The following is a 26,384-nucleotide window of genomic DNA, read 5'->3' on the forward strand; positions in this document are numbered from 1 at the left end:
GGGCGTCTGAAGCAAGCGCATGAAGCGTGGACGCAACCGTGCCGCGCGATCCTTTAGCCGATGACGCCGGCGCCAACGTGATGCTTGCGCGCGAGATGCTCGACGATGTCGTCGACGCAACGTTCGACCGAGGCGCTGTGCGTTCGCAAGGTGAGGTCGGGGTGAGCCGGCGCATGATACGGCGAGCCGATGCCCGTGAACTGCGGAATCTCACCACGCCGCGCGCGCTTGTACAGCCCCTTTGGGTCGCGTTCTTCGCAGATCTCGAACGGCGTGTCGATGAACACTTCCACGAACCGTTCGTCGCCCACGATGCGTCGCGCATTGTCGCGGTGTTCCGGTTCCGGCGAGATCGTCGCGGTGATGGCGACAAAACCTTCCCGACAAAACAAATCCGCCACGTGAGCCACGCGGCGGAGGTTTTCGGTGCGGTCGGCTTCGCTGAAGCCCAGATCGGAGTTGAGGCCGGTGCGCAACACGTCGCCGTCGAGCACGGTAGAGCGAATGCCGAGCGCTTTGAGTCGTTCGACCAGCGCACGCGCGATTGTCGATTTGCCGGCCCCGGACATGCCGGTGAGCCAGACGACGGCACCCGTCGATGTTGCTGTTTCCACCCCTTTGCGCCCCACTCAAGTAAAGATTGGTTTAATTGAGTGGATATTCTAACTTCATTACGGGCGCTGTAACGTCGACGTAATAAAGTGCAATAAAAAATCAGCGGGCGGATTTTTTTTCACTTCGACCCTAAGTGCGCTCCGGCGGGGCTTGGCAGGCTGCCCCTTATTTTTCTTTACTCAAACCCGTGCGGATTATTTTCCTGCCAGCGCCAGTGGTCCACGCACATGCGCTCGATGCCGAATTGCGCTTTCCAGCCAATCAGCTTTTCCGCCGTGGCCGGGTTCGCATAGCACTCGGCGATGTCGCCCGGCCGGCGCGCGACGATCTCATACGGCACCGGTCGGCCCGACGCCTTTTCGAACGCCTTCACCACGTCGAGCACGCTATAACCCTGACCGGTCCCGAGATTCACGACAAAGCCTTCGCCGCGCGCGGCCAGCGCGTCGAGCGCCTTCAGATGCCCCTGCGCGAGATCGACCACGTGGATGTAATCGCGCACGCCCGTGCCGTCCGGCGTCGGGTAATCGCCGCCGAACACGCGCAGGCGCTCCAGCTTGCCCACCGCCACCTGCGCGACATACGGCATCAGATTGTTCGGAATCCCGGCCGGATCTTCGCCGATCAGGCCGCTTTCGTGCGCGCCCACCGGGTTGAAATAGCGCAGCACGGCGATGCGCCACGACGGATCGGAGATCGCGACGTCGCGCAGAATCTGCTCGGCGATCAGCTTGGACTGGCCGTACGGGTTCGTCGCCGACAGCGGGAACGTCTCGTCGATGGGCGAGCGCTCCGGCACGCCGTAGACGGTCGCCGACGAGCTGAACACGAACTCCTTCACACCGTGCTGGCGCATCACGTCGAGCACCACGAGCAGGCCGTCGAGGTTGTTGCGGTAGTACTCGATCGGCTTCGCGACCGATTCGCCGACCGCCTTGAGCGCCGCGAAATGGATCACGCCCGTGATCGGATGCGCCTTGAAAATGCGCTCGAGCGCCTGCGCATCGCGCACGTCGGCCTCGTAGAAGGCGACCGGCTTGCCGGTGATCTGCGTGACGCGCTTGAGCGATTCCTGACGGCTGTTGACGAGATTGTCGACGGCGACGACGTCGTAGCCGCCGTTGAGCAGTTCGACGCAAGTGTGCGAGCCGATAAAGCCCGCGCCGCCCGTGACGAGGATCGTGCCTTTTGAGTTCGTCGCTGCCATGCTCTGGTTCCGTATCGTCAGACTGCGTTCAAAACGTCGATCCGGTCAACTCCCGGATCGTTTCCCGGTAGCGTTGTACCACAACGCGTTCGTCGAATTCTTTCGCAATTTTTTTCCGGCCGCGCTCGGCCATTTTTGTTCGGTCCGATGGGGACATATCGAGCATGCACGCCATCGCCTGCGCGAGCGAAGCCGCGTCGCGGGCGGCGCAGAGCAGGCCGTTTTCGCCGTCCGCGACCACTTCGCGGCAGCCGGGCACGTCGGTCGCCACGATCGGGCGGCCCATCGCGCTCGCTTCCATCAGCGTGCGCGGCACGCCTTCGCGGTACGAGGGCAGCACCACGCAATCGGCGTCGGCAATATAGGGGCGAACGTCCGCCGTTTCGCCCAGATAAGCGATCACGCCTTCGCGTTCCCACGCGGCTACTTCGTCGCGCGTGATCGCGCTCGGGTTGTCGACGCCGACCGGGCCGAGCAGGCAGAAGCGCGCCTGCGGATACCGCGCGCGCAGCGCGCGCGCGGCTTCGACGTATTCGCCGACGCCCTTGTCCCACAGCAGGCGGCCGATCAGCACGAACGAAAATTCGCTGCGCTCGGGCAGCGGCGTGAACGCGAAGTCGTCGAGATCGACGCCTTCGCCGTGCAGCAGTCGCGCGCGCTCAGGATGAACCAGCAAATTCTGCTCGCGGAAGGCGGTTTCGTCATCGCGATTGAGGAACCAGACTTCGCGCGGGAAGCGGAACGCGAAGCGATAGAGCCGTTTGGCGACCTGCGCCGCGCGGCTTTTCTGGATGAAGACGTACCCGAGCCCCGTCGTCACCGCCACCGACGGCACGCGCGCGAGCCACGCCGCCACCGAGCCGTAGATGTTCGGCTTGATCGTGTAGTGGAACACGACGTCGGGCTTGAGCGCGCGATAGTGGCGGCGCAGCGCGAGCAGCGTGCGCAGATCGTCGAGCGGATTGGTGCCTTTCGACGCCACGTGCAGGTCGATGCAGCGGCAACCCATCTGCTCCAGCGGTTCGAAGGTGCGGTCGCGCGGCGCGATCACCGTGACCTGCGCGCCGGCTTCGTTGAGCGCGCGCAGCAGGCCCCGTCGATAGGTGTAGATGGCCCAGGCCGTATTGCAGACGAGCACCACGTGCAGCGGCAGGCGGCGGGCGGGCGAGGGTTGGGCGGCGGGAACAGCGGTGGAATTCACGAAGGCCGGATCGTCGAGAGCGTCGATGGGCCGGGTACAAGCCCGGCAAGGGGCCACATTTTAGCCGAGGCGGGGTGGGCCGCCGGGCGCTTCGGGCGCGCAGGAGCGAATGTCGCGGCGATTGTGGCGGAGCCAGGGCGCGACCGATGGGCGCGAGGGTGCAGGCGGCTTACACGTGGGCTACACTCCAGGCCAGCGCGCGGGCGTCGGCTGGCATCGCATTGCACCGGCCTTGTATCGCCTTTGCATCGGCCTTGTATTGGCCACACACCGCGCGCCGGACCTTGCCGGGTCCAGACTCACTCAGACCCATTCCAACAAGCGCGCCGCTTCTTCCGCCATGCTCCGTTCCCTAGCCGCTCTGCTGATCTTCCAGTGTCTCGGCGAGAGCGTTTCCTACGTGTTCTCGCTGCCCGTGCCCGGTCCCGTGATCGGCATGCTCCTGCTGTTCGCCTTCGCGATGATGCGGCCCGCCGCCGCCGAAGCCATCGAGCCGACCGCGCTCGAATTGTTGCGCCACCTGTCGCTGCTCTTCATTCCGGCGGGCGTCGGCATCATGGTGTCGGCGCAGGCCGTGCGCGGCGAAGCGTTCGCCGTGATCGCGAGCCTCGTCGTGAGCACGACGCTCGGCATCGCCGTCACCGCGCTCGTGACGCGCGCGCTGCTGCGTCGCCAGCGCCGCCACGAAATCGGCGAGGAGGGCGCAGCGTGAATACGACTCTGCCGTTCGCGAAACTCGACGCCATCTGGGTCTATCTCGCCGCTTCGCCGCTGCTCGGACTCACGCTCACACTGGTCGCGTATCTGATCGCGCTGAACGTCTACGCGCGCGCGAAACACAACCCGCTGGCGAATCCGGTGCTGATCGCGGTGGCGATCGTGGTCGTCGCGCTCAAGATCACCGACACGCCGTATCGCACCTATTTCGAAGGCGCGCAGTTCGTGCACTTCCTGCTCGGACCGGCGACGGTCGCGCTCGCGCTGCCGCTCTATCGCCAATGGAACAAGCTGCGGCGCACGGCGCTGCCGCTCATCGGCGGGCTCGTGGCCGGTTCGCTCACCGCGATCGTGTCGGCGGTCGGCATCGCAAAACTGTTCGGCGCGACGCATCAGACGCTCGCGTCGATCGCGCCCAAGTCGGCGACCACGCCCATCGCGATGGCGGTCGCCGACAAGGTCGGCGGCATTCCCTCGCTCACCGCCGTGCTGGTGATTTCGACCGGCGTGTTCGGCGCCGTGACGGCGCGCTGGATCCTCAATCTGCTGCGCGTGCGCGAGACCGAAGTGCGCGGTTTTGCGATCGGCGTGGCGTCGCACGGCATCGGCACTGCGCGGGCGTTTCAGGTCAGCGAGGAGATGGGCGCGTTCGCGGGGCTCGGCATGGGGCTCAATGGGGTTTTCACCGCGTTCGTCGTGCCGCTGCTGTTGCCGACGCTGCTCGGCTGGTTATAAAACGTCGCGATTGCAGGCGTCTTGTGCGGCGCGTTATGAGGTTAACCCCGCATCCACGACGCCCTTTTGATTGGAGTTCTTCCTGCAAACTGCAAAAATTCCGTGTCCGCGAATTTCTGTCCGGAATGGTTTTGCAGCCAGGAGCCGCCCATGCAGGTTTTTGTCATTTCATTAAAAGGAAGTCAGTCTGAGAGCAACCGGAAACTCGCGTCGATGCTCGAAAACGAGCGCTTCGCGGTGCGCGTGATCGACGCGGTGTATGGCCCGGAACTGAATGCGAAAGATTATTTTTCGGCGATCCAGCATTACCTGAGCTTTCGCAACCGGCTCATCACGCCTTCGGAACTGGGCTGCGCGCTGAGCCATAAAAAAGCCTACGAAGCGCTCTTGCGCACGGGCGAATCGCACGCGCTGATTCTCGAAGACGACGTGATTCTCGACGCCGACGCGTGCGCGAACATTCGCCAGATCATGGAAAAGATGGGCCAGTTCGACGGCTATCTGCATCTGGGCGGCATGGACGGCCTGCTGCGCAGTTTCGAGCGCGTGGGCGGCACGATCTGCTGCGAGATTCCGCCGGTGTTCCGGGTTCACGACGGCGATCTCGGCCATCTTTATCGCACCGTCGGCTATGTGATTTCGGCGTCGTTCGCGAAGGAAGTCCTGAGCCTGATGGAGCGCGACATCTTCGTGATCGACGATTTTTCGCACGTCCGCAATCACGTTCAGGTCGGCGATTTTTATTTTTCCAGCATCGTTAAGCATCCGACCGATTTGAGCGCTTCAAGCATCCAGAGCGAGCGCACGACGATGGCGACGCGTCCGAAGCCTCCGGGTCTCGCGCGGCAGATCTGGCGCGAGATCGACCTCACGCTGCGCGCGAAGCGGAAAATCGCCAATCAGCTTCGGGCGATCGATGCCGGAAGTTTGCCGAACGAGTAGTGGCGGAATAGCGGTTTGGGCGGCGGCAGGCGTTGGGCTTTAATGTGCCCGGCCTGCCGCCGCTTTGCATTGTGCTTCGCGTTCTGCTTTGCGTTCTGTTGCAGGACGTTTTCCTCGCCGGCCGACCCGCCGTTCGCGCCGCGCAATCTCACTTCCCAGGCTTCATCACGCCCAGCGGCTTCGCATCGATGCGAACACGCCGAGCACGCGCGCGAACAGCGCCGGTTGCGCGCGTGCGCTCCACGCGAGCGCGACGCCGGTCGTGGCGATCCACATAGTGATCGACGGCAGGCTCAGCGGCGCGAGAATCAGCGTGCCGACATAGGCGATGCCGATGATCAGCGTCGGCGCGGCGAGCATGCGCAGCGGGCGGATTTCGAGGCGCGCCGCGCGATACAGCAGAAAGCCGTCGATCACGCAGCGCGCGCTCCACGCGAGCGCCGCGCCGAGCACGCCGAAGGTCTGCATCGCCCACCAGAGAAACGCGAAGAACGGCACGAGTTCATAGATCAGGAGACGCGCGACGATGCCGGGGCGGCCCGTTGCCTGCAGATGGCAGCCCGCGATCAGCGCGAGGCAATTGAACCAGACGCCCACGAGTATCGTTTCGCCGACGGAGTCCGAGCGCGCGGCGAAATCCTGTCCGACCCACAGCGAAAGAAACGGATGCATGAGGAACATGCCGAACACGATCATCGGCGTGAGTGCGGCCAGGAAACCGCGCAGCGTGGTCGCGGAAAGCGCCGTCGCGCTCGTGATTTCGAGCGACGAGAGGCGCGGAAACAGCGTGCGCGCGATCACGTTGGGCAGAAATCGCACGCGCACGGCGAGATTGAACGGCACCTGATAGTACGCGACCGCCTGCGGCCCGAGGATGTGGCCGATCATGATGCGATCGGCGGTTTCGTGGAGCGCGGAGGTCAGGTTCTGCACGCTCATCCACGCGCCGAACGAAAACAGTTTGGGAATCAGCGCGCGGCGCGGACCCGCGCAAAAGCGCAGCGGAAAGACGCGCCACACCACGATTGCGTAGATGCCGAGCGTGCCGAGCCCCGCGCCCAACGTGCCGTACACGATGTAGTTCAGGCGCGGGCCCATCACGTACGCCACGATCAGCGGCGTGAGCTGATACATCAGCGTGACGGGAATCTGCACCAGCGTGAGGATGCCGAAGCGCTCGCGCGCGGAAAGCGAGCCGCTGAGCACGCCGATCAGATTCGCGAGCGGCATCAGACACGCCACGAAAGGCAGCGCGGGCTGCAACTCGGCGCGCAGCGCCGGACCGAGATTGAAGTACGGCAGCAGCAGATGCATCGCCACGAACAGCACCGCGCCGCTCGCCACGCCGAGCCCGACGTTGAGGATCAGCGCCGTCCACAGCACGGATTCGCGCTCCTGATGCGTGGCGTCGGCGAGCTGGGCAATGCGATTGGCCGTCGCGGACGACAGCCCCATGTCGAGAAAGCCGAAATAGCCCTGAATCATCCAGACGATGGCCAGCACGCCGTACCGCGCCGTCCCGATGTAGTGCAGATAGATCGGCGTGGTCACTAACGCAATGATCATCGGCAGCAGGCTGCCGATCAGGTTGAACAGGGCGCTGCGTTTCAGGCTGGGTTTGGCGGTCATGGTGTGGTCCGGTGCGTGCATTCGATGCGCCACTTTGGCCGCGCCGCAGCGCGCCGTGACGGACTCGTGACGCGCGCGGACCCGCGCGGCGCTATGACTGCGCCTCTGCGGCGACGCGTGAAGCGCCGTCCGGCTGCGTCCGAATGCGAACGTCCTATTCTGCGCCGGGAGACGGATGGCAGTTTGTGCGTCGGCGCACGGTTGCACGCGGGGCGGACGTGGGACCGCATGTGGGGCCGGACCGTAGCTTTCAGGGACCGCGCGAGCCCGGACTTCGCGTTATGCGCCGAGCCGCGTTTTCAGCCGGTGAAGCAACTTGTAAGGCGTGACGAGATGCAGCGTGTTCTTGGCGAGCCCGGCCCAGTCGCGCCAGTTCAGCACGTTCAGATAACGCGCCTGCAAACGCAAGGTCGAGACGATCTGCCGACGCCGTTTGGTCGCGCTGATGCCGCCTTCGTTCAGCTCGTAATAGAGCCCGAGCTCGGGCAGATTCGCGCAGTCGTAACGCTCCATCAGACGCAGGAACAGATCGAGGTCTTCCGCAGCCGGATACTGCACGCGATAGTTGCCGACGGCGAGCACCGCGTCGACGCGCAGCATCACCGACGGATGCACGAGCGGCGAGCGCAGCATGCGCGTGCGGCGCAGCGCGCGCGCGTCGGCGGGCGGGCGCAGCATGAAGAGCGGCTCGCCCGCGCGATTGACGACCTGCGTCCACGTGCCGAGCGCGGCGAGTTCAGGCTCGGCTTCCATGCGCGCGCGCTGCTTCGCGAGGCGTTGCGGCACGGCCAGATCGCCCGCGTCGATGCGCGCCGCGTAGCGGAAATCGCGCGCGGCCAGCGCCTCGATACCGGCCTGCAAAGCGCGTTCGATGCCGCCGTTTTTTGGCATGCGCAATACTTCGATTTCCATGCCGGGCACGCTCGGCGCGACGATGGGCGGCGTGCTGCCGTCGTCGACGACGAGCGCATAGATCGGCGCGTCTTCCGCGAACGAGGCGAGCGTGCGCTCGACGTCGGCCTGGCCGTTGTAGGCGGGCATGAGCAGGGCGACATCGGCGAGAGCGCCGGTTCGAGCGCGCGCGGCGGCGGGGGATGGCGTCATGAGGCGGGCAGCGAGGTTCAGGTCAGTTTGAAGCGGATGTAATAGAAGTTCACGCAGGCCGCCGCGAGGTAGCCGCACGCCAACCCGACGAGCGCACCGTACGCGCCGAGGCGCGGGATCGCCACGAGATTCACGGCGAACGCCACCGCGAGCGCGAGCAGCCACTTGGCGAGCAAGACGAACTTCGCCTGATATTTGAGCACCACGAGATTGCCGATCGCCTCGATGCCCGCGGGCACCGAGAGCCACACGGCCCAGCGGAAAATATTCACGGCGCCCGCGTAGTCCGGGCCGAACACGCGATGGATGATGAAGCCCGCGAGCGCGTCGAGCACCAGCGCGCCCGCGATCATGATGACGCCCGTCATCGCGAACAGGCGCACGAGGTTGCGGCGCAACTGCGCGGCCTGCTGCACGCGATAGACGAAGGCGGGCGCGATGGTCTGCGAGAGCATCAGCGCGAGCGTGATCCAGTTTTCGTTGAGCTGCTGCGCGGCCGAATAGCGGCCGAGATCGGCGAACGAAATGGTGCGTTCGAGCATCAGCCGGTCGAGCTTCAGGAACAGATACATGCAGATCAGGCCGAGCCAGAACACCGTGCCCGCCGTCGCGAAATGCTTGAAGAGCGCGCGGTCGACGTGCCAGCCGAGCTTGCCGCCGTGACGCTTGCGGAAATAGAGCACCAGCGCCGCGCCGATCGCCGCCGATTCGAGCGCCCACAGCCAGCCGAAGGTGGCGGGCGCGAACGCCGCGCGCGCGAGCAGAAACACGAGCAGCGCCTTGACGATCGCCGTGCTCATACTCGCGATAAGCTGTGGCTTGCTGTACGTCATGCTCTGCAGCCACGCGTTGATCACGCCGACGAACGGCTCGCGAAACAGCATGGTGACGGCGAGCCCGGCGAGCATCGCGCCGACCATCGGATCGGTCGCGCCGAGCCCGATGCCGATCCACGTGACGACGAGCGCCGCCGCCGACACGCCGATGCGCAGCGCGAACGCGCTGCCGAGCACCGTGCCGACGGCCTCGCGCGGTTTGTTGACGATTGTCGGCACGAGAATTTCGGCGCCGCACACCCAGGTGATGGGCGAGAGCACGAGCAGCAGCGTGTTGGCGTACTGCCATTTCCCAAACACGTCGGGACCGAAATAGCGCGCCAGCACGCCGCTGATCGCGATGGCGACGGCGATCTGCGTGACGCGTTCGAGGCCGAGCCACACGATGTTCGTGAACGCGCGCGTGACGTCGGGGTTGGCGGGGCGCTTGAGGCTCAGCATGCCGGACCGTCCTGACGACGCGGACGCATCGGGCACGCATGGGCATGGCGCTTGCTGGCGCGAGGCGCCAGACCCGGCGCGGATTTTGTCGTCAGGAGGAAACGGCGAGGCATTAAAATGGGTGCATAACCTTCGGCGGTCGCCGAAAAACGGCAATTATAGTTTGTAACGGTTCCGACTTTTCGTAACGCGGGGTCGCGGCAGCCCGCCGAAACGTGTTACGAATAATCCCCCCGACTTTCCATCGCACGGTGAGCCTCATCATGATTTCTCAATCGATTTTCAAGGCCTATGACATTCGCGGCGTGATCGGCAAGACGCTCGATACCGACACGGCACGCGCCATCGGCCAGGCCTTCGGCAGCGAGGTGCGTGCGCAGGGCGGCGACGCGGTGGTAATCGCGCGCGACGGCCGCCTCTCGGGCCCCGACCTGTCCGCCGCGCTCGCCGACGGCCTGCGCTCGGCGGGCGTCGACGTCGTCAACGTGGGCATGGTGCCCACGCCGGTCGGCTATTTCGCGGCGAGCGTGCCGCTCAAGCTCGCCACGGGCGAACGCAGCATCGACTCGTGCATCGTCGTGACGGGCAGCCACAATCCGCCCGACTACAACGGCTTCAAGATGGTCCTGCGCGGCAAGGCCATTTACGGCGACCAGATCCAGGCGCTCTATCAGCGCATCGTCGACAAGCGTTTCGAAAGCGGCGCGGGCACCTATGCCGATTACGATATCCGCGATGAATATATCGACCGCATCGTCGGCGACATCAAGCTGGCGCGTCCGCTGAAGATCGTCGTCGATACCGGCAATGGCGTGGCGGGTGGTCTCGCGCCGCGTCTGTTCAAGGCGCTCGGCTGCGAACTGGTCGAACTGTTCACCGAAGTCGACGGCACCTTCCCGAATCACCATCCGGATCCGGCGCACCCGGAAAACCTCCAGGACGTGATCCGCGCGCTCAAGGAAACCGATGCCGAAGTGGGCTTCGCGTTCGACGGTGACGGCGACCGTCTGGGCGTGGTCACGAAGGACGGCGAGATCATCTATCCGGATCGTCAGCTCATGCTGTTCGCCGAGGAAGTGCTGTCGCGCAATCCGGGCAAGCAGATCATTTACGACGTCAAGTGCACGCGCAACCTGGCGAAGTGGGTGAAGGAAAAGGGCGGCGAGCCGCTGATGTGGAAGACGGGCCACTCGCTCGTGAAGGCGAAGCTGCGTGAAACCGGCGCGCCGCTGGCGGGCGAAATGAGCGGCCACGTGTTCTTCAAGGACCGCTGGTATGGTTTCGACGACGGTTTGTATACGGGCGCGCGTCTGCTTGAAATCCTCGCGCGCGTCGCCGATCCGAGCAAGCTGCTCAACGATCTGCCGAACTCGCACGCCACGCCGGAACTGCAACTGAAGCTCGAGGAAGGCGAGAATTTCGCGCTGATCGCGAAGCTGCAGGAGAACGCGACGTTCACGGGCGCCGATGAGGTGATCAAGATCGACGGTCTGCGTGTGGAGTATCCGGATGGGTTCGGTCTCGCGCGTTCGTCGAATACGACGCCGGTCGTCGTGATGCGTTTCGAAGCCGATAACGATGCCGCGCTCGCGCGTATTCAGGCGGATTTTAAACGCGTGATTCTGGCTGAGAAGCCGGATGCGAAGTTGCCGTTTTGAGTTTTGGGTTGAGGTCCGTTGCGGTTGGGTGACGCCGCAACGGATGCATGTTCGGGGCGCGTGCGGCTATCGCGATTGCGCCTCGTCGAAATATTCTTCAAGCACCTTGACGCGAGCCGTTGTCAATTCCGTCAGGCACTGCGCGCGGTTGACCGGCACCCATTGCGGTGCCGAGCCGCTCAAACTCGTACGAAACTCGCATTCTGCGTCTCTGAACACGACCCACGCACGCTGTGCGGCCACAATCTGGGTTTTCGACAAGCGCTGCTGCTCCGGATCGTTTTTGAGGTTCGCGAGCAATTTTTTGTATGCGTCGTTGAGCGCATGATCGGCGGCAGCGCGCTCCTGTTCAGCGCATTGCAGATTCGATTGTGCGGCCTCTGGGCCGATGCCTCCCGGTCGGTTGTTGCAGTCGAGTGCAAATGCATTTAGCGATATTGCATACGACGACACTCATGCGAACTGCTTTAGATTCATTGCGCGTTTATGGGCTTTCTGTTTGCGATGTAAGCGTCACTCACCACTTTGTTCACTTGTTTATTCACTGTGATTTGATATGCGTGATGGGTCGTTGCGTCGATGTTCAAATTTCAATCGGCCAGTAAGATCTGTAGAATATCGCCGCAAATCATGGCTCGATGATAAAGGAATAGAAAGTGGGGGCGCAGGATCTGATTGCGGCCATAACCGGGGGCCTCGTACAAACTGACCGGCTGATCAAACTCGATACTCCGCTCGGCGATAATGTGTTGCTGCCGCAGCGTGCGGTAGGTCATGCGCGTATCGGTCGCGATTATGGCTTCACGCTTGATGTCGTTTCCACGAACGAGAACGTCGAGCTTAAGACGCTGATCGCGCAGCCCGTCACGCTGTGGCTGCAGCAGGCCGACCAGACGTATCTGCCGTACCACGGCTACGTCCACACGGCCCGCCGGCTGGGCGCGGACGGCAGTTTGACCAGCTATCAGCTGGAATTCGCCTCGTGGCAGCACTTCCTCAAATTCCGCTCGGACGCCCGCATCTGGCAGGACAAAACCGCCGACGCCATTCTCACCGACGTCTTCAATGCGCATCCGCAGGCGCAGGGCGCATTCCGCTTTGTTATTCAGAATGCATTGCCTTCGCGTTCGTTTTGCGTGCAATACGAGAGTGACTGGAATTTCTGCCAGCGGATTATGGAATCCGAAGGCCTGTTCAGCTATTTCGAACAGGCGGCTGATGGGAAATCGCACACGGTCGTAATTACCGACAATATCGGCGCATTGCCTGCTTTAAATCCGCAATCGGTTAATTTTTACCGATCTGGCGTGAATAGTGAAACCAATGCGCTGGTGCAATGGAGCGGTTCGCGCACGCTGCAAAGTGTGACGCTGGCCACGCGCACATTCGACTACAAGTCGCCTTCCACGTCGGTGAATCCCAAAGGCACGTCGGTGCCGACGCTGGCCACGCAGGGCAATCTGCCCCAACAGACCGAAGTCTACGAATACACGGGCGCGTACACCTACGGCGAGCAGTCGCGCGGCGACACGCTCAGCGAAATCCGCATGCAGGAGTGGGAATCGCGCGCGAAGCGCTTCGAAGGCGCGGGCGCCGTGCGCAATCTCGACGCCGGGCGCTGGTTCGAACTCGACGGCCATCCGGTGCACGACGCGGACAGCCAGCAGGATCGCCAGTTTGCGGTGATCGACGCGCGCTGGTTCATCGAAAACAATCTGCCCGCAACGACCACACAGACGCAATCGTTTCCGCACAGTCTGCAAGGCGAACTGGCGGCGATCAAGAGCGCAAATCAGGGCGACAGCGACGCGCTGATGGTGAAAGCCTCGGACGGCAGCGAAGGTTTTCTTTTGGTGAAGATCGAGGCGCAGCGCAAGGCGGTGCCGTATCGCAGTCCGCTTGACCATCACAAGCCGGAAATGCGCATGCAGACGGCTATCGTGGTCGGCCCGTCGAACGAAGAGGTGTATACCGATTCGCTCAATCGCATCAAGGTGCGTTTTCACTGGGATCGCCTGAATCGATGGCGATTGCGATCGACCGTTGGTGACGGCGCGCGTCTATAACGGCGCGACCACGCCAAACTGGCACTCGAACGGCATTCTCTCGGGCTACAAGTCGAAGGAATACGGTGGCAGCGGCTATAACCAGCTCGTGATGGATGACGCCACCGGCCAGAATCGCGCGCAACTGTACAGCACAAGCGCGAATTCGCAACTGCATCTGGGTTATCTGGTCGCGCAAAACGCGAATTCGCGCGGCGCGTATCTGGGCAGCGGCTTCGATCTGAAGTCGGATGCGTTTGGCGCGATCAATGCGGGCGAGGGCCTGTATGTGAGTACCCACGCAAAGACCGCCACGAGTCAGCAACTGGACGTCTCCGAAGCCCATGCGCAACTGACGAGTGCGCAACAGACGATCGACACGCTCTCGCAAGCGAGCGAAACACACCAGGCCGAATCGTTGCAGGATGGCACCCAATCGCTGCGGACATTCGTGAGCGCCACGCAATCGAAGACGCAGGGTGCGAGCGGTAGTGGAGGCAACACCGCTGGCGGGGGCACGGGGAGCGCGAACGCATTCACCGATCCGGTGATGCTGATGGCGAGCCCGTCGGGTATCGCGCTTTCGACGCAGCAATCCACACATATTGCTGCCGAGCAGCAGCTCAATTTCGTCAGCGGCGAGAGCATGCAGATCGCCACGGGCAAATCGCTTGTCGCGAGTATTGGACAGAAGCTCAGTCTGTTCGTGCGAAACGCCGGGATGAAGCTGTTCGCTGGTCAGGGAAAAATCGAGATTCAGGCGCAAAGCGACGCGATCGATCTCGTTGCAAAGAAGGTGCTCGCGCTCATGAGCACGACTGACTGGATCACCTTGACCGCGAAGCAAGGGATCCGGCTGACTGCCGGCACCAGTCAACTGGTTATCAGCGAGGAAGGCATTAAGGGCTTTACGCCCGGCGCGAGCATCATGCATGCAGCGGATCACCAGACCGTAGGCCCGCAGAGTGTGCCGGCCGTATTCCCTGGGCTTCCCGATAACTTTTGCGAGCGCTGCTTCCTGTTGGCCGCGCGCTCAGGCAGCGCAATCGTGCCTCAATAAGCGGAACACGCTCGATGAACGAATTCATGTTGCTCGATGCCGCTATCTGGCAAGAGGCACCGCAGTTTGATGCGCTTGTGCGTACCGCAAATGCGGTCCCGCTGTATGCGGACCTACCTTCGTCGAATGCCAGTCGGTTTGGACCGTGGCTTCTGGAGGCCGAGGCATTCGCGTCTTGCTTCAGCGGCGACGAGATGAATGAAATGCCATGGAGATATGGCGTCAGCCGTCTCTTGACCGACGTGAGTCTCGCGAGTCTGGCCATGCACCTGGAATCGCAACGCAGCATCGAGATGGAGGAGGGCGACCGTTACTACCTCCGCTATGCAGACACGCGGGCGCTCGACACTTTGGCGCGCGTGTTGTCGCCCGATCAGGTGCAGCAGCTAAAGGGCCCGGTCAGGCATTGGCGCTATATGGACCGCTTTGGAGAAAGCAGGGAGTTTGGAGCGGGCATTCCCGCGGACTCGCGACGCCACCCGGTGATCGTGCTGTCCGGGAAGCAGAGCGTCCGGTTACTGGAGCAGCAACTCGCCGCCGCGCTCGCCGACGAATTGAGCGCAGGAAGCGGCGACCCGGCTTATCCCTCGTTATCTGCCGAGCAATATCCCCATGTCGAGGCCGCCGCCGTTTTTGTTCTTATGCACGGTATCGAACCGCTCGATGTGCAGCGCAATATCACAACGGCTGCAATCGAAACCGATGGAGCGGTATTGACGGACTCGCGACTTCTGACGCAAGTCGAGCAGTCACGAGCGTTGGGGCAGTGGAGCGAGCTCATGAATTGGCTCGTGGCTTCGAAAAACTGAACTGGACTGGATACAGAACTATGGACTTCCGGATATACCGCACATGGTTTGCCGCGCTCGGCGTTGTGTTGCTTACTGCGTTAGCAGCCAGCCAGTCATTTGCCAAGGAAGAGACGTTTGGCTATTCCATGGGCGGAATTGACCACCTGGCGGACAACCTGAGCGTCACCGACTTCTGGGTCAACGGCGCGGCTGGGCAGCAAGCCGGCAACGGCAATGCAGGTATGCCGGCACCGCCTCTACCAGTCAAGTGGCATCCCGGGCTCACGGTGCATGTGGTGTGGGACGTCAGGGACTGGCAGCACGATAAGGGCAGCACTCATCAAGCCGATGTCGCTGTCGATCCCTATTCGGAAGACGGCGGCAACCTTTGGGTGCACTTTCTTGCAAACGGAACGGTGCGGGTGGTGGTCTCCGAACTTGGGCCTCGTGCTGCCGGTTACCCTGGTCCTCACGATCCGATTCCGAGCAAGGAGCCATGGAATATGTATCCGCCGCGAATTGACTGGCGTGACTGGAATGAGCAGTTGCTTGATGATCAAATCATCAAACAGCGGTGTGCCAGCGCATCCGATCCGGCGAACTGCGCAAAGCTGGCGAATGGAAAAATCCTCGACGACGAACGCGTAGACGCGCGCCGGTATTTGCCAGGATGTGCAACGATAACGACCGGATATGGTTCCGACGAATGCAAAAGGAGCGCGGACCAGAGTATGCGTGCCGCGCGCTTTACGCGACGCTGCCACGAGGCGCCGAATTTGCCAGAATGCACATCCTCCGCTACCAAAAAGAGTGTGCCCCAACGTGATGCAGGAACGTCTGGCCAATGAGCAACAACATTAGTCTGTTACAGGCCGCGGCACACCCGGGCAATACCGAAGGCGTAACTGCGACGACGCCCACCGTGAGATGCCGCCCGGAAAAGTGCGAATTTGCGATCAACGTTGGGGTGTTCTTCGATGGGACCGGTAATAACCAGAACTGGGAGGAGTTTGGCAAGGGCCGTGGAACGCAACTCACATTCAAAAAGGACAGCAACGTCGCGCGTCTGTACAGGGCGTATCCGGCGGATAACCTGAAGGGCCATTACCCGATGTACATTCCCGGTGTTGGCACGCCGTTTAGCGCGATCGGGGAGGAAGGAACAAGTTCATTAGGTATGGGCTTCGGAGCGGGGGGAGATGCGCGCATTGTCTACGGACTTCTGCATGTCCTCAACTCGATGCACAAGTCGATCAATAATGGCGGGGTGCCGTTGATCGGGCTGCAAACTGTCAAGGCACTTTGCAGCAACGACTGGCAGACGACGGTGCCTGACATCGCAGGCGGAAGTTTCAACTCTCTGTCGCCTGCCGATCAAAGGGCGCTGGATACAGTGGGCATGAAGGACCAGGGCGGACTGCTAACCCGCGATGGTTACACCAATCGGACGACGTTCCTGAAGAAGCAGTTTTCGAAGCTCGCGCAAAAGATCAACGAGACGCAACATCCCAAGCTCGTCGAGGTATTTATCGACGTATTCGGATTCAGCCGTGGATCGGCTCAGGCGCGCGTGTTCTGTAACTGGCTGGACGAATGCTTCGACGGCGACGCACTGGCGGGCGTCAAGACGCATATCCGCTTTCTCGGCATTTTTGATACCGTGGCCGCAGTCGGGCTTGGACCTGCTGCAAGCCGCTGGACGAATGGTCATGAAGCGTTGGGGGCAACAGAGAATCTGCGGATATCCTCGCGAGTCAGACATACCGAGCACTATGTCGCCATGCATGAGCAACGCGAGTCGTTTCCCTTGGAGGACGTGCAAATTCCCGGGGATAAGATGCCGCCGCGCTGTCGCCAGTTCCGCTTCCCGGGAATGCACTCCGATTTGGGTGGTGGGTATCTGCCCGGAGAGCAGGGCAAAAACGGAGGCGCCGATGAGAACAAACTGGCACGCTTACCGCTTAGCATGATGTATCTGGCGGCCCGTGCCGCTCACGTACCGGTCGATAGCGGCATCGCAAGCGCGAGCGACCACTGGGACTCGTTCGTAGTCGGTGAAAAGCTTCGAGCGGACTACAGCGCCTTCATACAGGCCAACGGCACCGGTGTGCGCGCAATTACCGATTGTCTGATCGATATACTCGCATGGCGCTATGTCTACCGGGACGTCTACGGAACGCTGCCGTTTGTGCAAAGTGCTGTACGAGACGACAAGCAAGACCTGCTCGGCGCGCATCAGGTATTCCTGAAGGACATAGCTGGAAGCGATAGTGATTCGGCTCAAGTGAGCAATGCACTGAGTGATGCCAGTGCCAGAAGGCAGTCGCTCACCAGTCGGCTGCTAGGTGGCGCTAAACCTGTGCGTGAACCACTCCCAACGTCCACGACGAACATGCCGAAGGAGCGCCGCGAAGTCTTTGACCGGGTCATCGAGCGCAAACTCAGTGACCACGAGCTGAAATTTTTCAGCACGTATTGCCACGATTCGTATGCGGGCTTCAAACCGTTCGACACACCGGTGGCAGGGCAAGCCCTGTCGCGCAACGCACCGTGGGAAGACGGTGGCTATTTGCGGTACCGGACGCGTTACGCAGGGGACAGCGTCAGGCTTGCGATGCTCGAATCCGCTCCGAACAAAGAGGCGAATATTGCCGACGCATAACCTGGAGATCCGCCAATGAAAGACGAACACGGTCGTGGTGTCATTCGTCTCCACGACAAGACCTCGCACGGCGGCGAAGTGATCACGGCATGCGATGAGATAACGGCAATGGGTGTCCCCGTTGCCTTGCAGGATGATTTGACGTGGTGTCCAAAATGCAACGGAAAATTCAGAATCATCCCGGAAAACAGTCAGCGTAGTCATCACGGGAAGCCGGTCGCACACCACAACGACCCGACCGAATGCGGAGCCCGCCTGATTACGTCGTTGTCACCAGATTGAAACTGGACGACATACAGATGGACCTCTTGCTGCTTTGCACTGAAATATGAGAACTGAAACATGACCTCAGGCTTTCTTCGTCGTTGTGCAGCTTTCACACTGCGCGGATGTTTTGTCGGAATCGCCATGCTCAACGTGATGCCATCTGCCGGTGCAGCCCAAAGCGACGACCATTGGATTGGCCTTTACAGCGCCGATTTGCAGGGACGCTGCGACGTGCAGCCTTTGTTCCGAATCGGGAAAGATGGCGGCCAGCTTGTGGCCTATCTCAAGGGCGATGGTGGACAGTGGGACGAAGCTGAACTGAACTATCCTTCAGAAGAGATCCTGAAGGAGTTCTTCAAGGGAAAGGATTCTCACGGTGTGAGCGTTCTCGTTCTCAAGCCGGTCGCCGTGATTGTCCATGCTCCGGCAGGCTGGCGGTATGACGATAAATTCACCACACGGACAGGCGACTTCGCCATTATGGCGTTCGGTGCTGTTGTCGATCTGCAAAGGAGCGAGGCATCTGCTGACGATCCAGATCTGGCGGTCAAGCAGCGTGTGCTCTGCCTCAAGAACCGGAAGCCGGGGCCGGGCGACGAGGAGCAGGAATCGAAGGCGCAATGAGCCGAATCGCATTGCGCGGATGGCCGCGCGTCGCGGTGAGCATTGCAGGCTTTCTGTTTGCATTGAATGCGTTTCCTTCGACTACAGCTATTGTTGTGGAGAACATTGGCACATTCGAGTATTCAGCCGCAGGGAAAGGACTCGCTATCACTTTTGAGAGTGCAGCCACCCACAAGCGCTTGAACTATCGTGTGCAGCCGTTCGACGAATGCAGCGCGATGGGCATGTATCGACTCCCGGGTACTGCGCAGATCGCGGTTGACGGTTCGTGCCAGAGCCAGGGTGGCCAGGTTTTCATACAGATATTCGGGTGGAACGCTGGCGCGCAGGATTGGTGTATGGTTCGCCAGATTTCGGGTGAAAAGCCGGATATGACGTCCGGCGACTTCGTTGGTTCTATGGAAGTCGCACGTGTCTTGAACTGCCCGAAGATAGGCAGCGATATGTCCTACACGTATGAGTCGAATGAAAGCGTCAAGAAAGACATCGATAAGAAACTTGCAGAACTGAAAAGCGCGGAGAGTGACAAGGCGAAGCTGACTACTTATCTTGCCGGAATTACATTTTATGATCCGCTGGAAATTGCAGGGTTCGTCGGGAAGATCGATGTGCAAATGGCTAATGATCTAGGTTTCTTTCTGGTGCAGGCCAAGAGACCAGGCGATGCGATACCGCTTCTTGCAAAAATCGTTTCGGTGTATCCGGATCGAGTCGTCGCCAAGCTCAATCTTGCTGACGCACTTTGGAATACTGACCAACAAGAACCAGCGAAGCTTCAATACAGCGAATATGTATCGCAGATGAAAAAGCTGGGAAAGTCTGATCGGGTCCCGACTCGCGCCCTGGAGCGCTCGCACTGATCGGTAGCGGTAGAGCTGATCGCATGTGAGAAATTGCACCGACACATGAGGGCGCAGAGGTTCTAGCGGCGGAAAGAAGCTGTCGTGCCCGCTGTAACCGTGAATTCACTTCACCTTGCGGATGAAAATTCAGAAACTCGTCGTCAGCATCGCGTTCGTTGCGACCACCGGTTTTTCGCTCAACGCAACATCCGCGGAAAATCAGGTCATTGATTTCTCAAATCATTCTCGCCTGATTTTTTCCGCGCCGGTGTCCTCGCCGCTTGCCAAAAAGTTCGGTTCAGGTTGGACGCGCCTGACTTTTCAGCAAGCCGACGGTCATGCGATTCCTTTGCTATCCGACGAGGCACTCACGCAAGACGGTGGGGTTATCTTTTCCACGCCGGGGGCGCGTGCGCTGTCCCCCGGAGGCCGATACCTCGTTCTCGATGTAATCAGAAACGGAACCGTTGAAGCCGACAACCAGAAGCCGCAAATAGAAAGCCGTCAATTCTGCCCAATCCTCGACACGCAAACGGGTTGCGTAACGAGGAACGACACCGGCGCGATCTGCGGCGGCCATTGGGATGTGAAGCAGGAAATCTGGCAGAGCGTATTGGATTCGGCCGGTCCCGATTCGCAGTCCATGACGTCGGTTGCAAAGCCCACAGCTCGCGACGTCTGGACGCAATACTCGAACGCTCACAGCCAAGACATCAGCCCGTTCCTGCGTACCGCTCTCGGTCTCGACAACCTGAAAGCGTGCGACCCGCCCAACGCCGCAAACGCGCGGTATTACGCGCAAATCGAAGTACAACCCGGGGTGCATGCCGCCACAGTGCCGCCATTACCGCCCAGAAGCGCCCCGGCAGATTCCTCGCAGCACCAGAATGCGCCGTCATGGACCGTTCGCGTCGATCAGGCGTGGCTGTATGAACGGCCATCCGTGGGCAGCATCCGCCACGGATATCTGATTCGGGGCGACCACGTTGCTGAGCTGGAAACCGAAGGCCCCGACTGGACCCGGATCCGCTTTTCCCGCGCCGGCAAGCCACCGCTCGATGCGTGGTTGAAAACGTCCGAAATTGCACCTTAAGAACCCTGGAGGCGCGACGAAACCGCACCGCGCCTCACTCACCACCCGATCTGGCACCACAACCCATCCCCCCACCGCGCCCCTCGGAAAACACGCAGTTTCCCCCCTCAATTCACGCCAGCTCTCGCCCAACCCCGCGGGCGCGCTAAAATTGCGGACCTTTCAACCAGTCCGCCCTTCCTGCCTTGAGCGTGCAAAAGATCCTCATCGTGCGCGTGTCGTCGCTTGGCGACGTCGTCCACAACATGCCCGCCATCGCCGATATCCGGCGGCGGTATCCCGACGCGCAGATCGACTGGCTCGTCGAGGAAAGCTTCCAGTCGCTCGTCGAGCTCGTGCAGGGCGTGCGCCGGCCGATCCCGTTTTCGCTGCGGCGCTGGCGCAAGCGCCTGCTGTCGGGCGCCAACTGGCGCGAGATCGGCGCGTTCCGCCGCGCGCTCGCCGCCGAGAAGTACGACCTCGTGATCGACTGTCAGGGGCTCATCAAGACCGCGTGGGTCGCGAGCTGGGCGCGCGGGCCGCTCGTCGGGCTCGGTAACCGCACGGACGGCGCGGGCTACGAATGGCCGGTGCGCTTCTTCTACGACCGCTCGATCCGCATCGAGCCGCGCACGCACGTCGTCGAGCGCACGCGACAACTGGTCGCGGCGGCGCTCGATCTGCCCGCGCCGCAGCCCACCGACGAGATCGACTTCGGCCTCGACACCTACCGCGCCGCGCAGGCGCTCGCGGGCGTCGGCCTGAATCTGCCGGTGCCCTACGTGGTGTTCGTGCACGCAACCTCGCGCGCCGACAAGCAATGGCCCGACGCCCATTGGATCGAACTCGGTCAGGCGCTGGTGCGCCGCGGCGCGTCGCTCGTGCTGCCCTGGGGCAGCGACGCCGAGCGCGCGACCAGCGAGCGCCTCGCGCGCGAGTTCGGCGAGGCGGCCATCGTGCCGCCGAAGCTCTCGCTGCCCGCCGTGGTCGGCCTGATCGACGGCGCGGCGGCCACGGTCGGCGTGGACACGGGGCTCGTGCACATCGCGGCGGCGCTGAAGCGGCCGACCGTCGAGTTGTACAATTTCGCGACTGCCTGGCGCACTGGCGGCTATTGGTCGCCGAACGTCGTCAATCTCGGCACCGCCGGGCAGCCGCCCACGCTCGCGCAGGTCAAGAGCGCGCTGGCCGGTTTCGGGCTGCTGTGACGGCCAGGGCACCGGAAGCGCGAAGGGCAATCTCTGACAGACTGCGTCGCATCAAAGCGCGCCGCGCGGCCCGCGGGGTATAAGGAGCGGCGCGTGCGGCAAGGTAACGCCCACCGCGCGCCACCTCGGGCCGGGCCATGAACGTGCCGACGATATTGTCGAGAGCGTCGATCGCGTCGATATCACGCACGCCGCGCACCACACACAGGCCGGGCAACCAGATCCAATCGCTTGCAGGGGCGACCATGAAAGAATCACAGATCATCGAAATCACTTCCGCCGACTGGCAAGGCAAGGGCCTCGCGATGCCGCGAGAGACGCTGCTCGATGCCGTCGAGCAGGGCAAGGTGCTGTACTTTCCGAAGCTCGAATTCGCGGTCGAAGGCGGCGAGCGCGCGCTGCTCGATCCGGCCATCGCCGATCCGAAGCGCAAGAACATCAGCCTCGATCCGAACGGCGGTGCGCTGCACGGCGTGCTCGGCGACACCGTCACGCAATCGGCCGTGCGCGCGCTGATCGCGCGTTATCAGGCGTGCGCGCGTTCGCTCGTCGACGGTCTCTTTCCCGAGTACACGGGCAAGCTGCGCGTGGCGCCGACGAGTCTGCGTCTGCATCAGGTGGAAACGCGCGAGACTTCGTGGCGCAAGGACGATTCGCGTCTGCACGTCGATGCGTTCCCGTCGCGCCCGAACTACGGCGAGCGCATCCTGCGCGTCTTCACCAACGTGAATCCGAACGGCGTGCCGCGCGTCTGGCGCGTGGGCGAGCCGTTCGAGGACATGGCCAAACGCTTCCTGCCGAACATCAAGCCGCAGTTTCCGGGCTCGGCGTGGCTGCAGAATCTGCTGCACATCACCAAGTCGCCGCGCAGCGAGTACGACCATCTGATGCTCAATCTGCACGACGGCATGAAGGCCGATCTCGACTATCAGAAGTCGAGCCCGCAGCAGACCATCAACTTTCCGCCGGGCAGCGTCTGGGTGTGTTTCTCCGATCACACCTCGCACGCTGTGATGTCCGGCCAGTTCATGATGGAGCAGACCTTCTTCCTGCCGGCGAAGGACATGGTGCATCCGGAATGGGCGCCGCTCGGCATTCTCGAACGCCTCAAGGGCAAGGAACTGGTTTGATCTTCGATTTGAGCGTCGATTCGAGCGTCGATTTGAGCGCTGACTTCAACGTCGAGCCGGACGCGCGGGCTGCGATCGCGGAGGCCCGATGCTGAGGGCGGTTTATCGCGCGGCCTGGTGGCTGATCGCACCGCTCGCGGTGCTGCGCCTGTTCATCCGCTCGCGTCGCGAGCGCGGCTATCGCGAACACGTTTGCGAGCGTTTCGGTTTTGCGGCCGGCCGTCTGCCCGAGGACGACACGCCGCTGATCTGGGTGCATGCGGTTTCGGTCGGCGAAACGCGCGCGGCGCAGCCGCTCATCGACGCGCTGCTGGCGGCGCGTCCCGACGCGCGCATTCTGCTCACGCACATGACGCCCGGCGGGCGCGCGCAAGGCGAGCAACTGTTCGGCGATCGCGTGCTGCGCTGCTATCTGCCGTACGACATGCCGCACGCGGTGCGGCGTTTTCTGCGCACGTGGCGGCCATCGCTCGGCCTCGTGATGGAAACCGAGGTGTGGCCCACGCTCATCGACGAATGCAGGCGTGCCGACGTGCCGCTCGTGCTCACGAATGCGCGCATGTCGGCGCGTTCGTTCAAGCGCGCGGCGAAGTTCGGCGCGGGCGCGCGCGAGGTGTTCGGCGGCTTCACGCGCGTGCTCGCGCAAAGCCCGTCGGATGCCGAACGTCTGACCGCGCTCGGCGCGCGCAACGTGGCCGTGCTCGGCAATCTGAAGTTCGATATGGCGAGCCCGCCCGCGCTCGTCGCGCGCGGCCGCGACTGGCGACGCGCGATCGGCGCGCGTCCCGTGTGGGTGGCGGCGAGCACGCGCGAGGGCGAAGAGGAACTGGTATTGCAGGCGTTCGCGGCGCTCGACGTGCCCGACGCCTTGCTGATTCTCGTGCCGCGTCATCCGCAGCGTTTCGACGAAGTGGCCGCGCTGGTCGCGCGCAGGAATCTGAAGCTCGAACGGCGCTCGCAGTGGGCGCCGGCGTCCACCGTCACCGCGCATGCGGATGTGCCGGCCTTGCCGCAGGACGTGAACGTGCTGCTCGGCGATTCGATGGGCGAGATGGGCGCGTACTACGCGGCCGCCGATGTCGCGTTTATCGGCGGAAGTCTGTTGCCGCTCGGCGGGCAGAATCTGATCGAGGCGTGCGCCGTCGGCACGCCGGTGCTGATCGGCCCGCACGTGTTCAACTTCACGCAGGCGACGGCCGATGCCGTGGCGGCAGGCGGGGCGTTGCAGGTGCAGGATCCGGCCGACCTCGCGCGCGTGTTGCGCGAACTCTTCAAGGACAAGTCGCGCCGCGTGACGATGGGCGCGGCGGCGTCGGCTTTCGCCTCGCGCCATCGCGGTGCGACCGCGCGCACGGTCGACGTGCTCACGACGCTGTTGCCCGAGCGCGCCTCGGCGACGACGCTCGATCTCTGAACGACGTACTCACCAGGTGCTCACCGCGTTCTCACCGCGTTCTCACGATACGCGCCGCCCGGCACGCATCGTGAGCCGCGCGCTCAACCCACCAGCAATCCCTTCTTCTCGATGAAGCCGATCACCTGATCGAGGCCGTCGAGCGCCTTCAGATTGCACATCACGAACGGCCGCTCGCCGCGCATCTTCTGCGCGTCGGAGGCCATGATGTCGAGATTCGCGCCCACGAGCGGCGCGAGATCGGTCTTGTTGATCACCAGCAGATCCGACTTTGTGATGCCGGGGCCGCCCTTGCGCGGAATCTTTTCGCCGCCCGCCACGTCGATCACGTAGATCGTCAGGTCCGACAACTCCGGGCTGAAGGTGGCCGCGAGATTGTCGCCGCCCGACTCGATGAACACGATGTCCGCATCGGGAAAGCGCGTGAGCATCTGGTCGACGGCTTCGAGGTTGATCGACGCATCCTCGCGGATCGCCGTGTGCGGGCAGCCGCCCGTTTCCACGCCCATGATGCGCTCGGCGGGCAGGGCGCCCGCGACGGTCAGCAGGCGCTGATCTTCCTTCGTGTAGATGTCGTTGGTGATGGCGACGAGGTCGTAGCGCTCGCGCATCGCCTTGCAGAGCATTTCGAGCAGCGTGGTCTTGCCGGAGCCAACCGGGCCGCCGACGCCGACGCGCAGCGGCGGCAGTTTCTTGGTGCGCTTATTGGACGAATTGTTGGGCGAATTCATGAGTGAGTGCGAACGCGAAGTGGCGCGAATTAAGGTAGGGCGCGGCGCTCAGGAACGAAACAGCCGCGAGTATTGCGATTCATGGCGCGCGCTCAGAATGCCGAGCTGCGGCGCGAACGTGTTGAGCGAGTCGGGCGGCGTGGCGAGCGCGCGCGCCACGGCATCGGCGATCGCAGGCCGCAGCGCGACGACGATGCGTTGCCCCGCGACCTGGCCGAGCGGCACCGCCTTGAGCGCGGCGGCCGTCTGGTTCTCGACCCAGCTGAACGCATAGGCGGCGAGCGTCGCTTCCGTGGACGCATCGTGCGCGTAAGCCGCGAAGGCGAACGCCGTGGGCTGCGCGACGGGCGTCATGCGATCGAGCGTGGCGCGGCGCGCGGCGTCGCCCCATTCGAGTTGCGCGCAAAGCTGGCGCAGCGACCAGCCCATCTGCGCGGTCTCGCGACGGAGTTCCGCCGATTCGCGGCTCGCGATGAACTCCGCGTTGGCGTCGATCAGCGCTTGCGTGGCAGCGGCGGCGTTATCCGTATCGTGCGCGCGCCAGCGTTCGAGCTGATGCGCGAGGAACGGCAACTCGCCGGGCGCGAGCACGTTGGCGAGGCCGTGGGCGATCCAGTGCGCGGCGTCGTCGGCGGTTTCGACCAGTCTGGCGTCGATCGCCGCTTCGAGTCCCTGCGAATAGCTGAACGCGCCGATCGGCAGCGCCGGCGACGCGAGATGCAGCAGCGCGGTGAGTTCAGCGATGTTCATGGCTGTGGTCGTGCGCGTGGCCGTCGCAATGACCGTGGTCGTGTCCGCATTCGTGGTCGTGCGTGTGTTCGTCGCCGTGCGGATGTTTGTGATCGTGCGAATGATCGTGGCCGTGTGCGTGATCGTGTGCGTGGCCGTGATCGTGCGAATGGCCGTGATCGTGCGAATGGCCGTGATCGTGCGAATGGCCGTGATGCTCGTCGTACACGCGCTGCGCGAGCGCATAGTCTTCGGCGAACGTCGCGTCATGACCGTGACGATGCCCGCCGCCATACGCGCCCGACTCGGGCTGGAACGGCAGTTCCGCGCGCTCGACCTGCGCGCCGAGGCGCTTGAGCATGTCTTCGAGCACCGGATCGGCTTCGAGCTTCAGTTCGTCGACGCCCACTTCCACGGGCGTATGGCGATTGCCGAGGTGATACGCCGCGCGCGTGAGCGTGAGGCGGTTGTGCGCGCGCACGCGCAGCACGCTTTGCGCCGCCGCGATCACGCGCACGAGGCCGCCGTCGTCGGCGACCAGCATGTCGCCGTCACGCAGCACCGTGCCGCGCGGCAGCACCACGCCCACGTCCTCGCCCGTGTCGAGCCTCGCCGCGAGACGGCTCTTGCAGCGCTCGTCGTAGGCGAGCGTGAGGGTGGGCGCGCGCTTGACCAGCACGGGCGCGAGTTTGGCGTTGAGTCGTTTGTCGATCGTGCGCATATC

24 protein-coding genes and 1 pseudogene are annotated in these 26,384 nt (G+C 62.9%); 15 read left to right on the forward strand and 10 right to left on the reverse strand.

The window, feature by feature from the left end; genetic code table 11:
• Window positions 1-53 precede the first annotated feature (53 nt).
• The 3 genes from cysC to SB764_RS14770 all read right to left on the reverse strand — a co-directional run bounded on the left by cysC (window position 54) and on the right by SB764_RS14770 (window position 2,975).
• Window positions 54-629: an adenylyl-sulfate kinase gene (gene cysC, locus SB764_RS14760; RefSeq protein ID WP_341809872.1), complete on the reverse strand. Its 576-nt coding sequence runs from the start codon at window positions 627-629 to the stop codon at window positions 54-56.
• Window positions 630-790: 161 nt separating this feature from the next.
• Window positions 791-1,822, reverse strand: a complete 1,032-nt coding sequence (gene galE, locus SB764_RS14765; RefSeq protein WP_124262391.1) for a UDP-glucose 4-epimerase GalE — start codon at window positions 1,820-1,822, stop codon at window positions 791-793.
• Window positions 1,823-1,850: 28 nt separating this feature from the next.
• On the reverse strand, window positions 1,851-2,975 hold the full coding sequence (locus tag SB764_RS14770) for a glycosyltransferase family 4 protein (RefSeq protein WP_410864059.1): 1,125 nt from the start codon (window positions 2,973-2,975) through the stop codon (window positions 1,851-1,853).
• A gap of 388 nt (window positions 2,976-3,363) precedes the next feature.
• On the opposite strand from SB764_RS14770, the gene SB764_RS14775 reads away from it, so the two are divergent.
• The 3 genes from SB764_RS14775 to SB764_RS14785 all read left to right on the forward strand — a co-directional run bounded on the left by SB764_RS14775 (window position 3,364) and on the right by SB764_RS14785 (window position 5,417).
• Window positions 3,364-3,735 (forward strand): CidA/LrgA family protein, encoded by a 372-nt coding sequence (locus SB764_RS14775; protein ID WP_065057279.1) that lies wholly within the window; start codon window positions 3,364-3,366, stop codon window positions 3,733-3,735.
• Complete coding sequence (locus SB764_RS14780) at window positions 3,732-4,475, forward strand: LrgB family protein (RefSeq protein WP_234774824.1); 744 nt, start codon at window positions 3,732-3,734, stop codon at window positions 4,473-4,475. Before SB764_RS14775 ends, SB764_RS14780 begins: the two co-directional genes overlap by 4 nt.
• A gap of 150 nt (window positions 4,476-4,625) precedes the next feature.
• Complete coding sequence (locus tag SB764_RS14785) at window positions 4,626-5,417, forward strand: glycosyltransferase family 25 protein (protein WP_322007398.1); 792 nt, start codon at window positions 4,626-4,628, stop codon at window positions 5,415-5,417.
• A 165-nt stretch (window positions 5,418-5,582) separates the two neighbouring features.
• Here the strand turns inward: SB764_RS14785 and SB764_RS14790 are convergent, their stop codons facing one another.
• The 3 genes from SB764_RS14790 to SB764_RS14800 form a co-directional block, all read right to left on the reverse strand.
• Window positions 5,583-7,046 (reverse strand): flippase, encoded by a 1,464-nt coding sequence (locus tag SB764_RS14790; RefSeq protein ID WP_065057281.1) that lies wholly within the window; start codon window positions 7,044-7,046, stop codon window positions 5,583-5,585.
• A gap of 279 nt (window positions 7,047-7,325) precedes the next feature.
• Entirely contained in the window at window positions 7,326-8,150 is an 825-nt protein-coding gene (locus SB764_RS14795; protein ID WP_110327542.1) for a glycosyltransferase, read from the reverse strand.
• Between the two features lie 17 nt (window positions 8,151-8,167).
• A complete protein-coding gene (locus tag SB764_RS14800) occupies window positions 8,168-9,427 on the reverse strand; it encodes an oligosaccharide flippase family protein (RefSeq protein WP_074984629.1) in 1,260 nt (419 codons plus the stop codon).
• Window positions 9,428-9,690: 263 nt separating this feature from the next.
• On the opposite strand from SB764_RS14800, the gene SB764_RS14805 reads away from it, so the two are divergent.
• Window positions 9,691-11,085: a phosphomannomutase/phosphoglucomutase gene (locus SB764_RS14805; RefSeq protein ID WP_065057284.1), complete on the forward strand. Its 1,395-nt coding sequence runs from the start codon at window positions 9,691-9,693 to the stop codon at window positions 11,083-11,085.
• A gap of 66 nt (window positions 11,086-11,151) precedes the next feature.
• Here the strand turns inward: SB764_RS14805 and SB764_RS14810 are convergent, their stop codons facing one another.
• Window positions 11,152-11,538: a lysozyme inhibitor LprI family protein gene (locus SB764_RS14810; protein WP_321854098.1), complete on the reverse strand. Its 387-nt coding sequence runs from the start codon at window positions 11,536-11,538 to the stop codon at window positions 11,152-11,154.
• Window positions 11,539-11,741: 203 nt separating this feature from the next.
• On the opposite strand from SB764_RS14810, the pseudogene SB764_RS14815 reads away from it, so the two are divergent.
• The 11 genes and pseudogenes from SB764_RS14815 (at window position 11,742) to waaA (ending at window position 24,200) form a co-directional block, all read left to right on the forward strand.
• A pseudogene (locus SB764_RS14815) lies at window positions 11,742-14,190 on the forward strand (type VI secretion system Vgr family protein).
• Window positions 14,191-14,204: 14 nt separating this feature from the next.
• The gene (locus SB764_RS14820; protein WP_321891818.1) at window positions 14,205-14,999 is read left to right on the forward strand and encodes a DUF4123 domain-containing protein; all 795 of its coding nucleotides are present in this window, start codon (window positions 14,205-14,207) and stop codon (window positions 14,997-14,999) included.
• Between the two features lie 20 nt (window positions 15,000-15,019).
• On the forward strand, window positions 15,020-15,829 hold the full coding sequence (locus tag SB764_RS14825; RefSeq protein ID WP_321891816.1) for a DUF3304 domain-containing protein: 810 nt from the start codon (window positions 15,020-15,022) through the stop codon (window positions 15,827-15,829).
• A complete protein-coding gene (locus SB764_RS14830) occupies window positions 15,826-17,643 on the forward strand; it encodes a T6SS phospholipase effector Tle1-like catalytic domain-containing protein (protein WP_410863929.1) in 1,818 nt (605 codons plus the stop codon). The genes SB764_RS14825 and SB764_RS14830 overlap by 4 nt, the downstream gene beginning before the upstream one ends.
• Window positions 17,644-17,658: 15 nt before the next feature.
• A complete protein-coding gene (locus tag SB764_RS14835; RefSeq protein WP_205991904.1) occupies window positions 17,659-17,925 on the forward strand; it encodes a PAAR domain-containing protein in 267 nt (88 codons plus the stop codon).
• Window positions 17,926-18,051: 126 nt separating this feature from the next.
• Entirely contained in the window at window positions 18,052-18,534 is a 483-nt protein-coding gene (locus tag SB764_RS14840; RefSeq protein ID WP_410863931.1) for a hypothetical protein, read from the forward strand.
• Window positions 18,531-19,394 carry a tetratricopeptide repeat protein gene (locus SB764_RS14845; protein WP_410863933.1) on the forward strand — a complete coding sequence of 288 codons (864 nt, stop codon included), beginning with the start codon at window positions 18,531-18,533 and terminating at the stop codon, window positions 19,392-19,394. The genes SB764_RS14840 and SB764_RS14845 overlap by 4 nt, the downstream gene beginning before the upstream one ends.
• Before the next feature lie 121 nt (window positions 19,395-19,515).
• Window positions 19,516-20,469, forward strand: coding sequence for a hypothetical protein (locus tag SB764_RS14850; protein WP_410863934.1), 954 nt, complete (start codon window positions 19,516-19,518; stop codon window positions 20,467-20,469).
• A gap of 191 nt (window positions 20,470-20,660) precedes the next feature.
• On the forward strand, window positions 20,661-21,656 hold the full coding sequence (gene waaC / locus SB764_RS14855) for a lipopolysaccharide heptosyltransferase I (protein WP_173816900.1): 996 nt from the start codon (window positions 20,661-20,663) through the stop codon (window positions 21,654-21,656).
• A 245-nt stretch (window positions 21,657-21,901) separates the two neighbouring features.
• Window positions 21,902-22,786: a Kdo hydroxylase family protein gene (locus SB764_RS14860; RefSeq protein WP_065057288.1), complete on the forward strand. Its 885-nt coding sequence runs from the start codon at window positions 21,902-21,904 to the stop codon at window positions 22,784-22,786.
• An 88-nt stretch (window positions 22,787-22,874) separates the two neighbouring features.
• Window positions 22,875-24,200 (forward strand): lipid IV(A) 3-deoxy-D-manno-octulosonic acid transferase, encoded by a 1,326-nt coding sequence (gene waaA, locus SB764_RS14865; protein WP_183715243.1) that lies wholly within the window; start codon window positions 22,875-22,877, stop codon window positions 24,198-24,200.
• Window positions 24,201-24,283: 83 nt separating this feature from the next.
• Here the strand turns inward: waaA and ureG are convergent, their stop codons facing one another.
• From ureG to ureE, 3 genes are read right to left on the reverse strand one after another with little or no spacing between them, the layout of a single operon-like run.
• On the reverse strand, window positions 24,284-24,931 hold the full coding sequence (gene ureG, locus SB764_RS14870) for an urease accessory protein UreG (protein WP_065057290.1): 648 nt from the start codon (window positions 24,929-24,931) through the stop codon (window positions 24,284-24,286).
• Window positions 24,932-24,979: 48 nt separating this feature from the next.
• Window positions 24,980-25,681, reverse strand: a complete 702-nt coding sequence (locus tag SB764_RS14875) for an urease accessory protein UreF (RefSeq protein WP_074984635.1) — start codon at window positions 25,679-25,681, stop codon at window positions 24,980-24,982.
• The gene (ureE, locus tag SB764_RS14880; RefSeq protein ID WP_410863938.1) at window positions 25,668-26,381 is read right to left on the reverse strand and encodes an urease accessory protein UreE; all 714 of its coding nucleotides are present in this window, start codon (window positions 26,379-26,381) and stop codon (window positions 25,668-25,670) included. The genes SB764_RS14875 and ureE overlap by 14 nt, the downstream gene beginning before the upstream one ends.
• Window positions 26,382-26,384: the final 3 nt, after the last annotated feature.

The sequence above is a fragment of the Paraburkholderia sp. SIMBA_027 genome (genome assembly GCF_046535315.1).
In the GTDB taxonomy this organism is placed as follows: domain Bacteria; phylum Pseudomonadota; class Gammaproteobacteria; order Burkholderiales; family Burkholderiaceae; genus Paraburkholderia; species Paraburkholderia tropica.

Bases quoted from the DNA above. Each gene is read 5' to 3' on its own strand.
- galE (WP_124262391.1), bottom strand. From the start codon at position 1,822: ATGGCAGCGACGAACTCAAAAGGCACGATCCTCGTCACGGGCGGCGCG.
- SB764_RS14775 (WP_065057279.1), top strand. From the start codon at position 3,364: ATGCTCCGTTCCCTAGCCGCTCTGCTGATCTTCCAGTGTCTCGGCGAG.
- SB764_RS14785 (WP_322007398.1), top strand. From the start codon at position 4,626: ATGCAGGTTTTTGTCATTTCATTAAAAGGAAGTCAGTCTGAGAGCAAC.
- SB764_RS14790 (WP_065057281.1), bottom strand. From the start codon at position 7,046: ATGACCGCCAAACCCAGCCTGAAACGCAGCGCCCTGTTCAACCTGATC.
- SB764_RS14795 (WP_110327542.1), bottom strand. From the start codon at position 8,150: ATGACGCCATCCCCCGCCGCCGCGCGCGCTCGAACCGGCGCTCTCGCC.
- SB764_RS14800 (WP_074984629.1), bottom strand. From the start codon at position 9,427: ATGCTGAGCCTCAAGCGCCCCGCCAACCCCGACGTCACGCGCGCGTTC.
- SB764_RS14805 (WP_065057284.1), top strand. From the start codon at position 9,691: ATGATTTCTCAATCGATTTTCAAGGCCTATGACATTCGCGGCGTGATC.
- SB764_RS14820 (WP_321891818.1), top strand. From the start codon at position 14,205: ATGAACGAATTCATGTTGCTCGATGCCGCTATCTGGCAAGAGGCACCG.
- SB764_RS14825 (WP_321891816.1), top strand. From the start codon at position 15,020: ATGGACTTCCGGATATACCGCACATGGTTTGCCGCGCTCGGCGTTGTG.
- SB764_RS14830 (WP_410863929.1), top strand. From the start codon at position 15,826: ATGAGCAACAACATTAGTCTGTTACAGGCCGCGGCACACCCGGGCAAT.
- SB764_RS14835 (WP_205991904.1), top strand. From the start codon at position 17,659: ATGAAAGACGAACACGGTCGTGGTGTCATTCGTCTCCACGACAAGACC.
- SB764_RS14840 (WP_410863931.1), top strand. From the start codon at position 18,052: ATGCTCAACGTGATGCCATCTGCCGGTGCAGCCCAAAGCGACGACCAT.
- SB764_RS14845 (WP_410863933.1), top strand. From the start codon at position 18,531: ATGAGCCGAATCGCATTGCGCGGATGGCCGCGCGTCGCGGTGAGCATT.
- SB764_RS14850 (WP_410863934.1), top strand. From the start codon at position 19,516: ATGAAAATTCAGAAACTCGTCGTCAGCATCGCGTTCGTTGCGACCACC.
- SB764_RS14860 (WP_065057288.1), top strand. From the start codon at position 21,902: ATGAAAGAATCACAGATCATCGAAATCACTTCCGCCGACTGGCAAGGC.
- waaA (WP_183715243.1), top strand. From the start codon at position 22,875: ATGCTGAGGGCGGTTTATCGCGCGGCCTGGTGGCTGATCGCACCGCTC.
- ureG (WP_065057290.1), bottom strand. From the start codon at position 24,931: ATGAATTCGCCCAACAATTCGTCCAATAAGCGCACCAAGAAACTGCCG.
- SB764_RS14875 (WP_074984635.1), bottom strand. From the start codon at position 25,681: ATGAACATCGCTGAACTCACCGCGCTGCTGCATCTCGCGTCGCCGGCG.
- ureE (WP_410863938.1), bottom strand. From the start codon at position 26,381: ATGCGCACGATCGACAAACGACTCAACGCCAAACTCGCGCCCGTGCTG.